Annotated in this window: 14 protein-coding genes; 8 read left to right on the top strand and 6 right to left on the bottom strand. The window is 72.0% G+C overall.

All coding sequences use genetic code 11. The annotated features are described in order from the left end of the window. Nucleotides 1-10: 10 nt before the first annotated feature. Nucleotides 11-325: an MGMT family protein gene (locus SALPAC4_RS0112105; protein WP_019870548.1), complete on the bottom strand. Its 315-nt coding sequence runs from the start codon at nucleotides 323-325 to the stop codon at nucleotides 11-13. A 13-nt stretch (nucleotides 326-338) separates the two neighbouring features. Between SALPAC4_RS0112105 and proB the strand changes: the two genes are divergently transcribed. Together proB and SALPAC4_RS0112095 are read left to right on the top strand one after the other, a co-directional pair. Then, nucleotides 339-1,496, top strand: a complete 1,158-nt coding sequence (proB, locus tag SALPAC4_RS0112100; protein ID WP_050564980.1) for a glutamate 5-kinase — start codon at nucleotides 339-341, stop codon at nucleotides 1,494-1,496. Nucleotides 1,497-1,559: 63 nt separating this feature from the next. Beyond that, on the top strand, nucleotides 1,560-2,801 hold the full coding sequence (locus tag SALPAC4_RS0112095) for a glutamate-5-semialdehyde dehydrogenase (protein WP_027644579.1): 1,242 nt from the start codon (nucleotides 1,560-1,562) through the stop codon (nucleotides 2,799-2,801). A 106-nt stretch (nucleotides 2,802-2,907) separates the two neighbouring features. Here the strand turns inward: SALPAC4_RS0112095 and SALPAC4_RS0112090 are convergent, their stop codons facing one another. The 3 genes from SALPAC4_RS0112090 to SALPAC4_RS0112080 form a co-directional block, all read right to left on the bottom strand. Further along, nucleotides 2,908-3,738, bottom strand: coding sequence for a prenyltransferase/squalene oxidase repeat-containing protein (locus SALPAC4_RS0112090; protein ID WP_019870545.1), 831 nt, complete (start codon nucleotides 3,736-3,738; stop codon nucleotides 2,908-2,910). A gap of 123 nt (nucleotides 3,739-3,861) precedes the next feature. Then, a complete protein-coding gene (moeZ, locus tag SALPAC4_RS0112085; RefSeq protein ID WP_027644580.1) occupies nucleotides 3,862-5,112 on the bottom strand; it encodes an adenylyltransferase/sulfurtransferase MoeZ in 1,251 nt (416 codons plus the stop codon). Nucleotides 5,113-5,187: 75 nt separating this feature from the next. Beyond that, nucleotides 5,188-7,224, bottom strand: coding sequence for a hypothetical protein (locus SALPAC4_RS0112080; protein ID WP_019870543.1), 2,037 nt, complete (start codon nucleotides 7,222-7,224; stop codon nucleotides 5,188-5,190). A gap of 436 nt (nucleotides 7,225-7,660) precedes the next feature. On the opposite strand from SALPAC4_RS0112080, the gene SALPAC4_RS0112075 reads away from it, so the two are divergent. Beyond that, complete coding sequence (locus SALPAC4_RS0112075) at nucleotides 7,661-8,320, top strand: TetR/AcrR family transcriptional regulator (protein ID WP_018731604.1); 660 nt, start codon at nucleotides 7,661-7,663, stop codon at nucleotides 8,318-8,320. A 65-nt stretch (nucleotides 8,321-8,385) separates the two neighbouring features. Further along, nucleotides 8,386-8,613, top strand: a complete 228-nt coding sequence (locus tag SALPAC4_RS0112070) for a DUF3107 domain-containing protein (RefSeq protein ID WP_018218186.1) — start codon at nucleotides 8,386-8,388, stop codon at nucleotides 8,611-8,613. 214 nt (nucleotides 8,614-8,827) lie between these two features. On the opposite strand, the gene SALPAC4_RS0112065 is transcribed toward SALPAC4_RS0112070, so the two are convergent. Beyond that, nucleotides 8,828-9,016 carry a hypothetical protein gene (locus SALPAC4_RS0112065; RefSeq protein ID WP_223874739.1) on the bottom strand — a complete coding sequence of 63 codons (189 nt, stop codon included), beginning with the start codon at nucleotides 9,014-9,016 and terminating at the stop codon, nucleotides 8,828-8,830. 180 nt (nucleotides 9,017-9,196) lie between these two features. Between SALPAC4_RS0112065 and SALPAC4_RS0112060 the strand changes: the two genes are divergently transcribed. From SALPAC4_RS0112060 to SALPAC4_RS0112050, 3 genes are all read left to right on the top strand, one after another. After that, nucleotides 9,197-10,900, top strand: coding sequence for a DEAD/DEAH box helicase (locus SALPAC4_RS0112060; protein WP_019870541.1), 1,704 nt, complete (start codon nucleotides 9,197-9,199; stop codon nucleotides 10,898-10,900). A 98-nt stretch (nucleotides 10,901-10,998) separates the two neighbouring features. Further along, a complete protein-coding gene (locus SALPAC4_RS0112055) occupies nucleotides 10,999-12,192 on the top strand; it encodes a class I SAM-dependent methyltransferase (RefSeq protein ID WP_019870540.1) in 1,194 nt (397 codons plus the stop codon). A 127-nt stretch (nucleotides 12,193-12,319) separates the two neighbouring features. Further along, nucleotides 12,320-12,736 (top strand): helix-turn-helix domain-containing protein, encoded by a 417-nt coding sequence (locus SALPAC4_RS0112050; RefSeq protein WP_027644581.1) that lies wholly within the window; start codon nucleotides 12,320-12,322, stop codon nucleotides 12,734-12,736. A 34-nt stretch (nucleotides 12,737-12,770) separates the two neighbouring features. Here SALPAC4_RS0112050 and SALPAC4_RS0112045 read toward each other — a convergent pair whose 3' ends face one another. Next, the gene (locus SALPAC4_RS0112045; RefSeq protein WP_019870538.1) at nucleotides 12,771-14,909 is read right to left on the bottom strand and encodes a DEAD/DEAH box helicase; all 2,139 of its coding nucleotides are present in this window, start codon (nucleotides 14,907-14,909) and stop codon (nucleotides 12,771-12,773) included. A gap of 105 nt (nucleotides 14,910-15,014) precedes the next feature. Here SALPAC4_RS0112045 and SALPAC4_RS0112040 point away from each other — a divergent pair, with 105 nt between their 5' ends. Next, nucleotides 15,015-15,833: a hypothetical protein gene (locus SALPAC4_RS0112040; RefSeq protein WP_027644582.1), complete on the top strand. Its 819-nt coding sequence runs from the start codon at nucleotides 15,015-15,017 to the stop codon at nucleotides 15,831-15,833. Nucleotides 15,834-15,861 lie beyond the last annotated feature (28 nt).

Here is a 15,861-nt window from a genome sequence, read left to right as displayed (position 1 = left end):
ATGGCGACGGTCACATCCCCCACTCCGGCGACCAGCCCGCCGACCGCAGGTCAACCCGGTCGCCGCGCAGCGGTGTCCCCTCGGCGAGCAGCCGGGCCCGGGCCGAGAGCTCATGCCCGGGCGGAAGCCGTCCGGCCGAGTTCACCACGCGATGCCAGGGCACACCGCCACCGTGGCGCGCCAGAATCGACCCGACCAGCCGGGGCGACGCCCGCCCGGAACGTTCGGCGAGCGCGTCGGCCACCGCCCCGTACGACATCGCCCGGCCGGGCGGGATGCGCTCGACCAGTTCCAGCACCGCCTCGACGTACTCCTCGGGTTCCACGACGCGCCACGATATGGGAACCGGGCCGGGCGTTGACGGACCGACATCGCAGAATGGGCGGGTGCGCGACAAGGTGACGGCGGCCCGGCGGGTGGTCGTCAAGATCGGTTCTTCCTCGTTGACCACGGCCGCCGGCGGCCTGGACGACGGGCGGGTGGACGCGCTCGTGGACACCCTCGGCGCGCTCGCCGCCGACGGCCGGGAGGTCGTGCTGGTCTCCTCCGGCGCGATCGCCGCGGGGCTGGCTCCGTTGGGGCTAACCCGCCGCCCCCGGGACCTGGCCACCCAGCAGGCCGCCGCCAGCGTCGGCCAGGGGCTGCTGATCCGGCGGTACGCCGCCGCCTTCGCCCGGCACCGGCGCACCGTCGGTCAGGTCCTGCTCACCGTGGATGACCTGACCCGGCGAGCGCACTACCGCAACGCGTACCGGACCCTGCGCAAGCTCCTCGACCTGGGCGCGGTGCCGATCGTCAACGAGAACGACACAGTCGCCACCGAGGAGATCCGGTTCGGCGACAACGATCGGCTCGCTGCCCTCGTGGCTGCCCTGGTCGACGCCGATCTGCTGCTGCTGCTCTCGGATGTGGACGCGCTCTGGACCGGGGATCCGGCCCGCCCCGGATCGACCCGGATCGCCGAGGTCCAGGACGAGCGGGACCTGTCCGGGGTGTCGATCGGCGGTGCCGGCCGGGCCGGGGTCGGCACCGGAGGCATGGTGACCAAGGTGGAGGCAGCCCGGATCGCCACCGGCTTCGGCATCCCGGTAGTTCTGACCTCCGCCGCCCAGGCGGCCACGGCGCTGGACGGCAAGCCGGTCGGCACGCTCTTCCACCCCAGTCAACGCCGGCCGGCTGCCCGGCTGTTCTGGCTGGCGCACGCCACCACACCGCGTGGTCGGCTGCAGCTGGACCCGGGCGCGGTCGCGGCCGTCGTCAACCGACGCAAGTCGCTGCTACCCGCGGGGATCACCGCGGTGCGGGGCGCCTTCACCGCCGGCGATCCGGTTGACCTGGTTGACGGTGATGGGGTGCCGGTGGCCCGCGGGCTGGTCAACTACGACGCGGTGGAGTTGCCCGGCCTACTCGGACGCTCCACCACTGAGCTCGCCACGGCCCTCGGTCCCGGCTACGAACGGGAGGTCGTCCACTGCGACGACCTGGTGCTGTTGTGAGGCCGGGCTCCGGCCGACGCCGGCCCGGCACGAGTCCTACCCCCCAGATCCCAAGGAGTGCAGATGAGCGTCGGCGAGCAGGCACGACGAGCCCGGACAGCGGCGGCCGAGTTGGCCGTCGCCACGCGGGCTGGCAAGGATGCCGCGCTGCACGCGATGGCTGACGCGCTGGTGGCGCGGACCACCGAGATCCTGGCCGCCAACAGCGCGGACCTCACCGCCGGCGAGGCCGGTGGGCTGAGCACGGCCAGCTTGGACCGGCTCGCCCTCGACCCGGCGCGGGTGGCCGGCATCGCCGACGCGCTCCGCCAGATGGCCGCGCTCCCCGACCCGGTCGGCGAGGTGGTCCGAGGTTCGACCCTCCCCAATGGCCTGCAGCTGCGGCAGCTTCGGGTGCCGTTCGGGGTGGTGGGGATCGTTTACGAGGCGCGGCCGAACGTCACCGTTGACGCGGCCGGCATCTGCCTGAAGTCCGGCAACGCGGTGCTGCTGCGGGGCTCCTCCTCCGCCGCCCGGTCGAACGCCGCGCTGGTCTCGGTACTGCGGGACGCGGTCGCCGACACCGGCCTGCCAGCGGACTCGGTACAGCTCCTTGACGCCACGACCCGCGACTCGGTCAAGGAGCTGATGCGCGCCCGCGGTCTGGTTGACGTCCTGATCCCGCGCGGCGGTGCGGAGCTGATCCGCACGGTTGTCGAGGAGTCAACCGTCCCGGTGATCGAGACCGGGGTGGGCAACTGTCACGTCTACGTTGATGCTGCCGCGGACGTGGCAAAGGCCGTAGCGATCACCCTGAACGCGAAGACCCAGCGCCTCTCCACCTGCAACACGGCCGAGTCGCTGCTGGTGCACACGGCGGTCGCGGACGCCTTTCTGCCCCCGGCGCTGGCCGCGTTCGCCGCGGCCGGGGTGACCGTACACGGCTGCCCGCGGGTCGCTCGGCACTCCACCGCCGTACTGCCGGCCACCGACGAGGACTACGCCACCGAGTACCTGGCGGCGGAGATCTCGGTCGCCGTCGTCGACTCGCTGGACGGGGCGGTCGCCCACATCCAGCGGTACGGGACCGGCCACACCGAGGCGATCGTGACCGACTCCCAGTCGGCCGCCCGCGAGTTCGTGGCCCGGGTTGACGCGGCGGCGGTGATGGTGAACGCCTCCACCCGGTTCACCGACGGCGGGGAGTTCGGCTTCGGTGCCGAGATCGGCATCTCCACCCAGAAGCTGCACGCCCGGGGGCCGATGGGGTTGCCGGAGCTGACCAGCACGAAGTACGTGGTCACCGGCGACGGTCAGCTGCGCTGACCGTCGCCGGCCCGAGGCCGGTGTCCCGGGGGCGACATCCGGGCCGGGCAGCACCGGCGGCGCCCGAGCTGGGCGGGGCAGCACCGGCGGCGCCCGAGCTGGGCGGTCAACGGCAGGCGCGGATCGCGGTCAGCGTCGCGTGGACGTCGAACTGGTGCCCGTCCGCACTCTCCCAGCCGCCATCGCTGCGCTGGGTCTCAGCGAGCCGACGGCGGGCGCGCACCAGGACCCAGTCCTGCGGGTCCACGCCGACCCGGCGCAACGTCGCGGCCAGCCAGGCGACGTTGGTCGGGGCCATGTCGCCGATCCGCTCGGCGAGCGCCACCTGGATCCGGGCGGACTCCTGGTACATCTCCTGCCGGAACAGCACCGCCGCACTCAGCCACCCGGCGGCGAGGAACGACGGCCAGGTCCCGTCCGGGTTCAGGCGGGCCGCGAGGGAGAGCGCGGCGCCGTGCACGACGCCCGCGTATGCCCCGCCGACCCGGGCGTCCAACGGTCCGGCCGCCCGAGCGTCCAGGCCGGCGACGCTGAGCCAGAACGCCGCGCTCGCCGTCAGGTAGAAACCCGCCTCCGGGTCCCCCGGTCGGGCCCACTCGGGGGCGGTGTCGGCCAGCGCGGCGTCCTCTTCCCAGCCCCCCTCCGGTAGCTGGCGCGCGGCGAGCCAGTCCAACGCCCGCCGGGCCGCCGGCCGGCCGAGGGCACCGAGGTCGTCGAGCTCGCCGAGGCGGAAACAGGTCGCGTCAACGGAGGCGGTCTCCCCCTCGACGTAGGCCGGCCAGCCGCCCGCCGGCAGCTGCCCGGCCTCGGCGACTTCAAACACCTCCTCGGCCGGCGGCGCACCGGTGCGTATTCGGGCAAGCCGGGCACGCTCCACCACGTCTCCCCGCGCTACCACGTAGCCGATCGCGGCCTCGATATCCACCACGGCGGTCACGCTACCTGGGCAGATATGAGGCCGCTCCAGGGAATCAGCCACCGGCCGCCCCACCCTCCGCCGCCCGGCGCTCGCCGCAACGTCGAGCACCGGGCGTTCCGACGGAGGCCACCTTCGGTCCGATCAGTACGCGGGCAGCGACGGATCGACCTGCTTGATCCAGGAGAGGACACCCCCCTGGAGGTGCACCGCGTCCCGGAAACCAGCGGACTTCAGCGCGGCGAGCGCCTCCGCGGACCGGACGCCGGACTTGCAGTGCAGCACGATCTGTCGGTCCTGCGGGAGCTTGGCCAGCGCCTGCCCGGAGATGAGCTCCCCCTTGGGGATCAGCGTGGAGCCCGGAATCCGGACGATCTCGAACTCGGCCGGCTCCCGCACGTCAACCAGGAAGATCTCCTTGCCGGCGTCCTGCCACGCCTTCAGCTCGCCCGCGGTGATCGTCGCGTCCGCCGCGGCCTCCTGGGCCTCGGCCGACACCGCACCGCAGAAGTCCTCGTAGTCGGCCAGCAGGTCGGTGACCGTCGGGTTCTCGCCGCAGAGCGCGCAGTTCGGGTCCTTCCGCACCTTGATCTTGCGGTAGCTCATCTCCAGGGCGTCGTAGACCATGAGTCGGCCGACCAGCGGCTCACCGACACCCGCGAGGAGCTTGATCGCCTCGTTCACCTGAATCGAGCCGATCGACGCGCAGAGCACACCGAGCACGCCGCCCTCCGCGCAGGAGGGCACCATCCCGGGCGGGGGCGGCTCCGGGTAGAGGCAGCGGTAGCAGGGGCCGTGCTCGGCCCAGAACACCGACGCCTGCCCGTCGAACCGGTAGATAGACCCCCACACGTACGGCTTGCCGAGCAGCACCGCCGCGTCGTTGACCAGGTACCGGGTGGCGAAGTTGTCGGTCCCGTCCACGATCAGGTCGTACTGGCCGAAGATTTCCCGAACGTTGTCCCGGTCCAACGCGGTGTTGTGGATCTTCACCTCGACCAGCGGGTTGATCTCACGGATGCTGGCGGAGGCGGACTCGGCCTTGGCCCGGCCGACATCGGAGACGCCGTGGATGATCTGACGTTGGAGGTTGGACTCGTCAACGGTGTCGAAGTCGACGATGCCGAGCGTACCCACCCCGGCGGCGGCGAGGTACATCAACGCCGGAGAACCGAGGCCACCGGCACCGACGCAGAGCACCCGGGCGTTTTTCAATCGCTTCTGCCCCTCAACCCCGATGTCCGGGATGATCAGGTGGCGGGAGTAGCGACGGATCTCGTCAACGGTCAGCTCGGCGGCGGGCTCGACGAGCGGGGGCAGCGACACGGTGAACTCCCCGTGGGTCGGCAGTGGCGAACCGCGCCATTGTCGCTCGTCGGGCCGACCGACGACCATGAGCGGGGACACGTCGCCCGAACTGCGGGAACGGGAATAGCCCGCCGGCCGGGACCGGCCCCCGGAGCGAATGCGCTATCCGGCGTCCCCGGTGTCGGCGAGCAACGCCTCGAGACGGCGATTCACCGCAGCCAGAGTGGCCCGGACGACTGCTTGGCGGGGGTCGCCGGCGACCAGCGCGGAGCCGGCAAGCTGCTCGACCCAACCGTCGCAGACCAGCAACACCACGACCGTCGCGACCTCGCAGGTGCCCAGTGGCACAAGCGTGGCGTGCTCGACGAAGCAGCGCCCTCGGTCCGGCTGCGGCCCCGGCGCACGCAACAGCTGATCCACCGCGGCGGCGGCGGCCGCTGCGCTGAGCCGCAGCATGTAGCCGTCCACCGCCGGCCCGGTCGCATAGCCGGCAGCGGGTGACCCGGCGGCGAGCAGGCGGACCTCGACGGTCGCGTCGAGCCCGAAGGTGCTCACCTGCACGTGGTCGAGCACCACCCGAGGTCCGGGCCGGCCCCCGGTGTCAAGCGGGCGGGACGGGGCCAGCTCGGTCATGCCGACCTGCCCCCCGCCGTACGACGTCTCGGCTGTCGCCGGGCCATCGGCGGCCCCGCCAACCGCCGCGGCCGGCCCGTCCACGGTGGCGGATCGGACCCGATGCGGTCCGCCGGAGTGCCGCCGGCGACGCGGCGGCTCCGACCGGGCCGCGTCCTGGCGCTCGGTACGCGACGGTAGGCCAGTTGGAGGCCGTCCGGCCGGTGCCACCGGCCCAGCCGACTGCCGGTGGGCGGGCGACATCACATCGGCGAGCCCCTCGGAAATGTGCTGCGGGGCCGCGGCGAGCCCCAACCGTTCCTGGAGGAGCCGGGCGACGTGCCGACTCACCTCGGCCGGGTCGGCACCGTCGGCGAGGTCCAGCCGGAGGCTGTGTGCGCCGGACTGGGTACGGCGCAACGCCGCGTCGCGGACACCCGTCACCCCACGAACCGCACCGAGAATCGCGTCCACGTCGAAGCCCTCCGGACGCTCGCGCGGCGGAGCGGACTCGTCGGCCTGGCGGAGGTGGGTGGCGATACGGGCAAGTTCCGGGGTCTTGGCGCGTACCTCCGCAGCTGACGGCTCTGGCACCACGGGCACATCCGGTTCGGCGGGGACACGCTGGGGCAACATCGCGGACATCGACTCCGGCTGTCGGTCGGCGTCGGCCAAGGGCGCTGGCACTGCCGGTTCGGGGACAGACCGACGGGCCGAGTAGGGGGGTGTACTCGTCGGAATGGGCTCGGCCGGGGTGCGGTCCCAATCGCCAAGGCCACCGCGAGCGGACGCGGTCAACGGCGGGCCCGCCTCCGCCGAAGCGGCCGGCTGCGCCGGCGCCCAGGCCGCGGGTGCGTCCGGCGGCTGGTGGTCCGACTCGCTGGCGGGCTGGCGCTCCGGCCGGATGCCCGAGCGACGGCCCGGCTCGGTGGGAAACGTCGAGGCCGGCTCGGCCCGGACCGGCTCGTAGGCCCGCTGCGGCTCGACCGCCCAGGCGGGACGCTCGACGCTCGGCTGGCCCCCCTCGCCCGCCTCGGTCTCGTCGGGGTCTGGACGGAACCGGCGGCCGGAGGTCTCCCGCCGCTCCCCCGCTGCATCCCGTGGAGTCCCGCCCCGGAACCGCCGGCCGGCCGGCTCCGGTTCGTCCCAGCCGTCCGGCTCCACCCGGGCCCGGTGACCCGGCGGCTCCGGTCCGTCTCCGCCATCCGGCTCCACCCGAGCCCGGCGACCAGGCGGCTCCGGTTCGTCCCAGCCATCCGGCTCGGCCCGAGCCCGGTGACCAGACGGCTCCGATCCGTCCCAGCCATCCGGCTCCACCCGAGCCCGGCGACTGGCTGGCAGCGATTCGGCGCCGGCCTGCCCGGGCGCCCACTCGGCCCCCCAGCTCGGGCCAGACCACTCCTCTGGTGCCGGCGTGGGCTGGTCAACCACCGGCCGAGGGCCAGGCTCGGCCGGCGGTTCCGGCTGGTCGTCCCGGACGGCCTTGGACGCCCCCGGCGGTTGCTCAACGGCGGGCACGGAGGCGGTCGGCCGGTCTCCGTCGGCCTCCTGGGCCGGCGGGCCCGAACGGCTCGGCGGGGCACTCACCGGACCTGGCCGCCGCGCCGGTACCCCCGGCGCGGGAAATGCATGACCATTTGTCCGGTATCCATTGAGGTGGGGCCGAAGACCGTTCTCGGTCACGCCGGGCGGTGGAGCGGGTAAGTCGCCGTGACGTGGAGAGGAGTCGGCCCAACCAGCGGACGAGTCAGCTCGGCGCCACGGTGTGGTTGATTCCGGCGCCCAGCCTCCGGTGGGGGGCATCCATTGACGATCGGATCGGGAGTGAGCCGGCTCTGGGCCGGTCTCGTCACCGTGCTCTCCCGGGGTGGCGGCACCGGGTTGCCCTGCATCACTCACCGCGCGCTCCTTGGTCGCCCCCGCTGAGGCTACCGTGTGGTGACAGTGGCGATAAGTTACGGCGGCGGGCCAATTCCGGGACAGGCGGTGATCCTTGACCGGTTCGGGTGATATGCCAGCTCGTATGAAGAACTCGGAGGCTCCCATGAACGCTGTGGGGAACGGCACCCAGACCGCCGGCCGGCCCACCCGCCTGCCCCGGTCCGCCCGCCGCAGACAGCTACTCGCCGCGGCGCAGGAGGTGTTCGTCGCACAGGGCTACCACGCGGCCGCGATGGATGACATCGCCGAACGCGCAGGGGTGTCCAAGCCAGTGCTGTACCAGCACTTCCCCGGCAAGATGGAGCTCTACCTGGCGCTACTTGACACCCACTGCGACACGCTCGTGGCGAAGGTGCAGGAAGCGATGCGCGGCACCCTCGACAACAAGGAGCGGGTAAGCGCCTCCGTCCGCGCGTACTTCGACTTCGTTGACCATGAGAGTGAGGCGTTCCGTCTGGTCTTCGAGTCCGACCTGCGCAACGACCCCGCGGTACGGCAGCGGGTCGAGCGGGTGGAGCAGGGCTGCATCGCGGCGATCACCGACACGATCATCTCCGACACGGGCGTGAGCCGGGCACACGCGGAGTTGCTCGCGTCCGGCCTGGTTGGGGCGGCCGAGACGGCGGCACAGTTCTGGCTGGCCAGAGGGCGGCAGGTGGCGAAGGAGGAGGCGGAGGCGTTGGTCGCCGCGCTCTCCTGGCGAGGCATCGCGAGCTTCCCGCTGCAGGGTGAGTCAGCCTGACCGCCGCCCCGGTGATCGGATAGCCTTCGCAAGGCGGCATTCTCGCCCCCAGCGGAGGAGGCACAGTGGAGGTCAAGATCGGCGTGCAGTACGCGCCGCGCGAGCTGGTTCTGGAGAGCGCACAGTCGCCGGCCGAGATCGAGCGGATCGTGACCGACGCCATCGCCGGCGACGGCGGCACCCTCTCCCTCACCGACGAGAAGGGGCGGCGGGTCATCGTCCCGGTCGACAAGGTCGCCTACGTCGAAATCGCCGAGGCGTCCTCCCGGGCGGTCGGATTCACCGTCCGCTGACCAGCGTTCCGCCACGGCAGGTGCTGCGGCACTTGCCGTGGCGTGCGCCCCGGCCGGCCGCGAGCGACGCCGATGCCTCCGCGCTCCGTGCGCGGGACAGCGGCGAGTCAACCCCGGGGAAGGTCCCTCGGTCCGCCCGCGGGGTGAGGTAGGCGGTTGGTGCCGCCTCGCCGAGTCGTGTCCACCCCCTGACGGGCCACTCCCACCCAAAAGCTCAGCCGGTGAGCGGAACCACCTGTGTCACCCCTGCCCCGGTAGCCTGCGGTTGCACCGCCTCGAGCAGGCGCGAGACGCCGGCTCCCCCGGCACTACCTGCCGGAATCTGCGCGGCGCCGGGAAGGTTCAGGTAGAATAGAACAGTTGCCGTGGGCACCGACCGACGTTCGATCTCGATCTGGTCCAACAATCGATCTCGTCCAACGATCGATTAGTTCCCGTTTCGATCTGGTCGCAGCCGGCCCGCGGCGCGCGTGCGGCCCGGTCCGGCTCGGCGATTCGCCACCCGACCGTGTGGCCCGCGCCACACCGTCCGCGCCTCGAGGACTCAACGGGGCGCACCCACGAGAGGGCACCCCCAATCGAAATGAGCGAACTCACCCACAACCTCATGGATGGCACCGAACTCGCCGCCACCGCATCAGTAAGCCCGGAAGCGCCCACCTTCGCCGAGTTGGGCGCCCGTAAAGAGACCGTTGACGCGCTGAGCGCCGCCGGAATCACCCGGGCCTTCGCCATCCAGGAGTACGCGCTGCCGATCGCGCTGCGCGGCGTTGACCTGATCGGCCAGGCCCCGACCGGCACCGGCAAGACGCTCGGCTTCGGCGTGCCGCTGCTGGAGCGGGTCTTCGCTCCCGCCGAGGGCGGCGACGGCACCCCACAGGCGCTGGTCGTCGTACCCACCCGCGAGCTGGGCATCCAGGTCGCCAAGGACCTCCACGCCGCGGGTAGCACCCGCGGTGTCCGGGTACTGCCGATCTACGGCGGAGTGGCCTATGAGCCGCAGATCGAGGCGCTCCGCACGGGTGTGGAGATCCTCGTCGGCACCCCCGGCCGACTGCTCGACCTGGCCAAGCAGAAGCAGCTGCAGCTGGATCGGGTCCGGGCGCTCGTCCTGGACGAGGCCGACCGGATGCTCGACCTGGGCTTCCTCGACGATGTCGAGAAGATCCTGGCGATGCTGCCGGAAGAACGGCAGACGATGCTCTTCTCGGCCACGATGCCGGACCCGATCGTCGCGCTGTCCCGGCGCTTCCTGCGCCGGCCGATGACGATCCACGCCGGGCACACCGCCGAGACCGGCCCGTCGCCACAGACCCAGCAGCTCGCCTACCGCACCCACTCACTCAACAAGATCGAGATTGTGGCGCGGATCCTCCAGGCCAAGGGGCGCGGGCTGACCATGATTTTCACCCGCACCAAGCGAGCGGCCGACCGGGTCGCAGCGGATCTGGACTTCCGCGGCTTCGCCGTAGCCGCCGTCCACGGCGACCTCGGCCAGGGCGCCCGGGAGCGGGCGCTGCGGGCCTTCCGCACCGGCAAGATCGACACTCTGGTCGCTACCGACGTGGCCGCCCGGGGCATTGATGTCAGCGGCGTCACCCACGTCCTCAACTACGACTGCCCGGAGGACCAGGACACATACACCCACCGGATCGGCCGGACCGGCCGGGCGGGGGCGAGCGGCGTCGCGGTGACCTTCGTCGACTGGGATGACATGCCCCGCTGGCGAATCATCGACAAGACCCTCGGCCTGGAGATGCCCGAGCCGCCGGAGACGTACCACACCTCCCCGCACCTCTACGCCGAGCTGGACATCTCCCCGGAGGTCACCGGCACGCTGCCCACCGGCGCGCGAACCCGGGCCGGGCTCTCCGCCGAGGTCGAGGAGGACCTCGGCGGACGGTCCCGCCGCGGCGATGGCCGCGGGCCCCGCCGTGGCACGGGCCGGGACCGCCGCCGGGGGCGCGGCGGCGACACCGGTTCTGGCGCCAGCGCCACCAGCGAGCAGGGCGACGGGGGCGACACCGCGGAGCGCACCCCCCGCCGGCGGCGACGCCGCCGCGGCGGCGAGGTGGTCACCGCCGGCGAGCCCGCGGCGTCAACCGGCGAGACCGGCGAAGGAACCACCGCAGACTCGCCGGTTGACGCCGCGGCGCCGAAGCCACGGCGCCGCCGGCGGCGCCGCAGCGGTGGCTCCGACACCAGCGCGGCGGCCAAGCCAACCGACACCGGCGCGGCGGTTAAGACCGCTGACACCGGCGCGGCGGTCCAGCCGACCGCCGACTGAGCACGCGCGCCGCTTCCGACGTCCCCCGCTGGCACCAGCGGGGGACGTCGCGCTCGGCCAGCTGAGCGCCCCACCGCACCATCCCGGAGGATGACACCATGCCGGAACCCCTACCCGTCGCGCTCGCCGAGGTGCGGACGCTGCTGCTCGACGCCGGGCTCACCCGGGCGGTAGCCGCCGGGCATCGCCGTGGGCTTCGGCCGTCGGTGCACCGTGTGGAGCTACGGCCGGTCACTCTCAAAGCCGGCCCCCGCCTCCAGGTCACCACCGCGGATGGGAGCTCACCCCACACCCGCAACCTCGCCCGCGGCGCGGAGGCGGAGGCGGCGGTGGACGCGCTGCTGGCCGAGCCCTTCGGCAACTGGCATGTCGAGACCACTGCGACGACCCTGCAGCTCCGAGTCACAAAATCCGGCGCCGCGCAGGTCCACCGCACCGCGGCCCCGCCGGTGACCGAACCGGTCGGCCACGACCGAACGAAGGCCCACCTACTCGATCCCGGCGACCCGATCTTCACCGTGATCGGTGGGTCAGCCGCCAAGCGGCGGCAGGTGGACGCCTTTCTGCGGGCGCTCGCCGCGACGCTCCCGGACGGGCTCCACGGCTCACTCCGGGTGGTCGATCTGGGCTGTGGAAACGCCTACCTGACCTTCGCCGCGTACCGCTGGTTGACCCAACAGGGCCTCGATGTCCACCTGGTCGGCGTCGACGTCCGCGAGGACCAGCGCCACCGGAACACGGAGCTGGCTCGGCGGCTGGGTTGGGCCGATCAGGTGCGGTTCGTGGCGGGAACCATCACCGATGCGGAGGTTGGGCCTGACCCCGATCTGGTGCTGGCCCTACACGCCTGCGACACGGCCACCGACGAGGCGATCGCGCGGGCTGTGCGGTGGGGGTCTCGCTGGGTACTCGCGGCTCCCTGTTGCCACCACGACCTCGCCGCCCAGCTCCGCTCCCAGCCCACCCCGCCGCCGTACGAGCTGCTGACCCGGCAGGGCATCCTCCGCGAGCGATTCGCCGACGTGCTCACCGATGCGGTCCGGGCCGGACTGTTACGGCTGCACGGCTACCGGGCCGAGGTGGTCGAGTTCGTCGACTCCCGTCACACGCCGCGCAACCTGCTCATCCGGGCCCGCCGCACCGGGGCGTCCCCGACTGCTGAGCACTGGGCGCAGTACCAGACCCTGGTTGACCAGTGGCGGGTCACGCCGAGGCTGGCGACCCTGCTCGGCGAGCCAGCCGGCACGACGGACACCAGCACGACGGACACCAGCACAGACCCCACCGACTGACTCTTTAATCCACAGTGGTTTGTCCCTGATCGGGGCCGCCGTACTACCCTCGAGCCACGCACCGTCGAGAGTCGATTATCGATGATGCGAAGGCCGCACCAGGCCGAGGGGAGGAAGATCAGCTGGGATGGCTTCGGGAAAGGGAACCGCACAGGCAGCGTTCGCCCGCTTCGTCCGGCGTGCCATCGACAATGCCCGCGCAGAGCGCGGCTGGACGGTGACCGACCTGGCAACCCAGACCGGGATCGGCCGCTCCACCGTCTTCCGCTGGCTCGCCGGTGACTGGCAGGACTACCCCGAGCTGGCCAAGGTGCGAGGCTTCTGCGTCGCGCTCGACCTACCCGTCGCCGCCGCGTTCCGTGCTCTCGGCCTGCCGGAAGCCGGCCCCACGCTGCCGCGGCTCGGCAACGAGGGACCAGTCGAGGCGGATGTCCGGGCGATCCTCGAACGCCTGGCCGACCCGGCGGTGTCGGTCGAGGAGAAGCACCACATCCGGGACCTGCTGCACTACCTGGCCCAGCGGCCGGTCCGCCGACCGGACTGAACTCTCTGCAGCGGCCATCGCGTTCCCTCTGCTCTCAACCGGCGACCGCCAGGGCGAGCGGAAGCACCTCGGGCGCTCCCGCCCGACGCAGTTCCCGGGCCACCATCGTCATGGTCCACCCCGAGTCGACAAGGTCGTCAACGAGCAGCACCGGCCCGGCCACTCCGGCCAGGGCACCGGCCAGCTCCGACGGCACGGTCACCGAGCCGTGCAGGGCGCGTACCCGTTGGGCGCTGTTGCCGCGTGCTCCGCCCCCAGCGGACACCGCGACGGTGCCGAGCAGTGGCATTCGCCCCACCGCGGCGATCCGCCCGGCGAGTGAGGCGACCAGCCGGGTGTGGCGGGAGCCGACCGCGACCACGCCGACGGGGCGACGCGGCCAGGGGTCGGTGCCGTGCGCCCACTCCCGGAGCACCTCCACCACGGCGGCAACCACATCGTCGGGCGCCTCCACGTCGGCCGCTTCCGGCCCGACGAGTTCGCGCAACCGCCCGCCCCAACCCAGGTCAGAGAGGCGCCCGACGGCCCGACCGGGCAGCGCCTGCTCTGCCGGGGCGATCCGCCCCCGGAGGGGAACATCCACCGTGGCAAGGCCGGTCGGCCAGAGCTTCTTGGGGGCGATCCCGACACCGGGGCGGCCGAGGAAGGCCTCGGCCGCCCGCAGGGCGTCCTCAGACAGCTCCGCGGCGAAGGTCGGTGCGGCACACCGATCGCATCGACCACAGTCGGCTGCTTCAGCGTCGTCCAGGCACTCCCGCAGATAGCGAAGGCGGCAGCCGGAGGTGCTCGCGTACTCCCGCATCGCCGCCTGTTCGGCGGTACGGGCCGCGGCGACCCGGCGTAGCCGGGCCTCGTCGTAGGTCCAGGGTTCACCGGTGGCGATCCAGCCACCGCGTACTCGGCGGACCGCGCCGTCGACGTCCAGAACCTTGAGCATCAGCTCCAACCGGGTACGCCGCAGGTCCACGATCGGCTCGAGCGCCGGCGTGGAGCGGGGACGGTCGGTGGACAGCGCGGCCAGCACCGACCGCACCTGCTCCTCTGGCGGGAAGGCCAGTGCGGCGAAGTATCGCCAGATCGCAGCGTCCTCAGCGCCGCCGGGCAGGAGCAGCACCTCGGCGTGGGCGACGGCCCGGCCGGCCCGGCCGACCTGCTGGTAGTACGCGATCGGTGACGGTGGCGCGCCGAGGTGCACCACGAACCCGAGGTCAGGCTTGTCGAACCCCATCCCGAGCGCGCTCGTGGCCACCAATGCCTTGATCTTGTTGTCAAGGAGATCCTGCTCGGCGGCGCGGCGGTCCGCGTCGTCAGTCTGGCCGGTGTACGAGGCCACGGGGTAGCCCCGGGAGCGGAGGAACTCGGCGGTCTCCGCCGCCGCGGCCACCGTCAACGTGTAGATGATGCCGGAGCCGGGGAGTTCGTCCAGGTAGTCGGCGAGCCAGGCCAGCCGGTACGCCGGGCCGGGCAGGTCAACCACGCCGAGCCGCAGCGACTCCCGGTCCAGGCTGCCCCGCAGCACCAGGGTCTCGGGCTCCGCCCCGAGCCGGGACGTCGCACCGAGCTGCTCGGCGACATCCTGGGTTACCCGGGCGTTGGCGGTGGCCGTGGTGGCGAGCACCGGCGTGCCGGCCGGCAGGTTGCCAAGAAACGTCCGCAGCCGGCGATAGTCGGGGCGGAAGTCGTGCCCCCAGTCGGAGACACAGTGCGCCTCATCCACCACCAGCAGCCCGGTGGTGGCGGCCAGCTTCGGCAGTACGGTGTCCCGGAAGTCCGGGTTGTTGAGCCGTTCCGGGCTGATCAGGAGCACGTCCACCGCCCCAGCGTGGATCTCCCCGGTGATCTCGTCCCACTCGTCGAGGTTCGCGGAGTTGATGGTCCGGGCCCGGATCCCGGCCCGGGCGGCCGCGTCGACCTGGTTCCGCATCAACGCCAGCAACGGGGAGACGATCACCGTCGGTCCGTGCTCGCCGGCGGTGCGCAGCAGCGCGGTGGCCACGAAGTAGACCGCTGACTTACCCCAACCGGTGCGCTGGACGCAGAGCACCCGCCGCCGGTCGACCACCAGCGCCTCGATCGCCCGCCACTGGTCGTCGCGGAGCCGGGCCTCTTCTCCGGCCAGTCGCCGCAGCACCGTCTCCGCCTGCTCGCGTACCGCCGTTCGATCCTGGCCCATGAGGCATTTCTACCAGTGCCTCCCGCGGTGGCGCGGGGCCCTCGGTTTGCCGGGCTATGAAATGATCGGCTGCGCTTTTCCCCCAACCTTTGCGAGGCAGCACGCATGAACCAACGCACCCACGCCAGCCCTGTGATTCGGCGGACCGCCGTCGGATCGGCCGCCTTCCTGACCGCCGGCCTGCTATTAGCGGGATGCGGCGTACTGGAAAAGGAGTCGTCATCGCCCCCCAGCCCCCCGGCTGACCCGAAGAAAACCCTACTCGCCGCGGTGCCGGACGAGAAGGCACCGGCGTTCCGCTTCTCCGGCATGGACACCGACGGCACGCCCATCTCCGGCGTCGTTGACCCGACGAACAGCGGCATGGAGATGGTCGTCACCATGTCCGAGGACGTGGACGGGGGCGAGTTAGAGATAACCATGTCCATACGAGTGATTGACCAGGACATCTGGATGCAGGTGGACTTCGGGGAGACGACCGAGCTATACAGCCTTCTCGGGGTTGAGCAGGACCAGTGGGTGGAGCTTGACCAGAGCAAGCTCGCCGACGACTCGCTGACGTATGACATGGCCGATATCGGCAACGCCAAGGTGATCATGAATGCGTCCGACGATGTGCAGCAGCATGCCGATGGCTCATACACCGGCACGGTTGACCTGACCGATAAGCCGCTAGCTGCCCAGGCGTTGGTTGACGGGGACATCACGGCGCTGGACGAGGCGGCGGCACCGGTTCCGTTCACCGCGGTGATCGGCGCCGACGGCAACCTCGAGACGCTGTCCGCCGAAATTCCCGCCATCGGCGAGCAGCCGGCGGGCGAGTACATGGTGAAGTACTTCGACTACGGCGACGCGCCGGCGATCACTCCGCCCACCGGTGACGTGGTGCCAGCGTCCGACGAGATTTACGAGCTGATGGGCTAGCGAACGGACGGCGGCGGTTGCCGCCGCC

It is taken from the genome of Salinispora oceanensis, from assembly GCF_000383575.1.
In the GTDB taxonomy this organism is placed as follows: domain Bacteria; phylum Actinomycetota; class Actinomycetes; order Mycobacteriales; family Micromonosporaceae; genus Micromonospora; species Micromonospora oceanensis.
Note: the sequence above shows the minus strand (reverse complement) of the source record. Positions and strands in the feature narration are given on the sequence as shown.

Coding starts and splice junctions, on each gene's coding strand:
- proB (WP_050564980.1), top strand. CDS start 339: ATGGGAACCGGGCCGGGCGTTGACGGACCGACATCGCAGAATGGGCGG.
- SALPAC4_RS0112095 (WP_027644579.1), top strand. CDS start 1,560: ATGAGCGTCGGCGAGCAGGCACGACGAGCCCGGACAGCGGCGGCCGAG.
- moeZ (WP_027644580.1), bottom strand. CDS start 5,112: ATGGTCGTCGGTCGGCCCGACGAGCGACAATGGCGCGGTTCGCCACTG.
- SALPAC4_RS0112075 (WP_018731604.1), top strand. CDS start 7,661: ATGAAGAACTCGGAGGCTCCCATGAACGCTGTGGGGAACGGCACCCAG.
- SALPAC4_RS0112060 (WP_019870541.1), top strand. CDS start 9,197: ATGAGCGAACTCACCCACAACCTCATGGATGGCACCGAACTCGCCGCC.
- SALPAC4_RS0112055 (WP_019870540.1), top strand. CDS start 10,999: ATGCCGGAACCCCTACCCGTCGCGCTCGCCGAGGTGCGGACGCTGCTG.
- SALPAC4_RS0112050 (WP_027644581.1), top strand. CDS start 12,320: ATGGCTTCGGGAAAGGGAACCGCACAGGCAGCGTTCGCCCGCTTCGTC.
- SALPAC4_RS0112045 (WP_019870538.1), bottom strand. CDS start 14,909: ATGGGCCAGGATCGAACGGCGGTACGCGAGCAGGCGGAGACGGTGCTG.
- SALPAC4_RS0112040 (WP_027644582.1), top strand. CDS start 15,015: ATGAACCAACGCACCCACGCCAGCCCTGTGATTCGGCGGACCGCCGTC.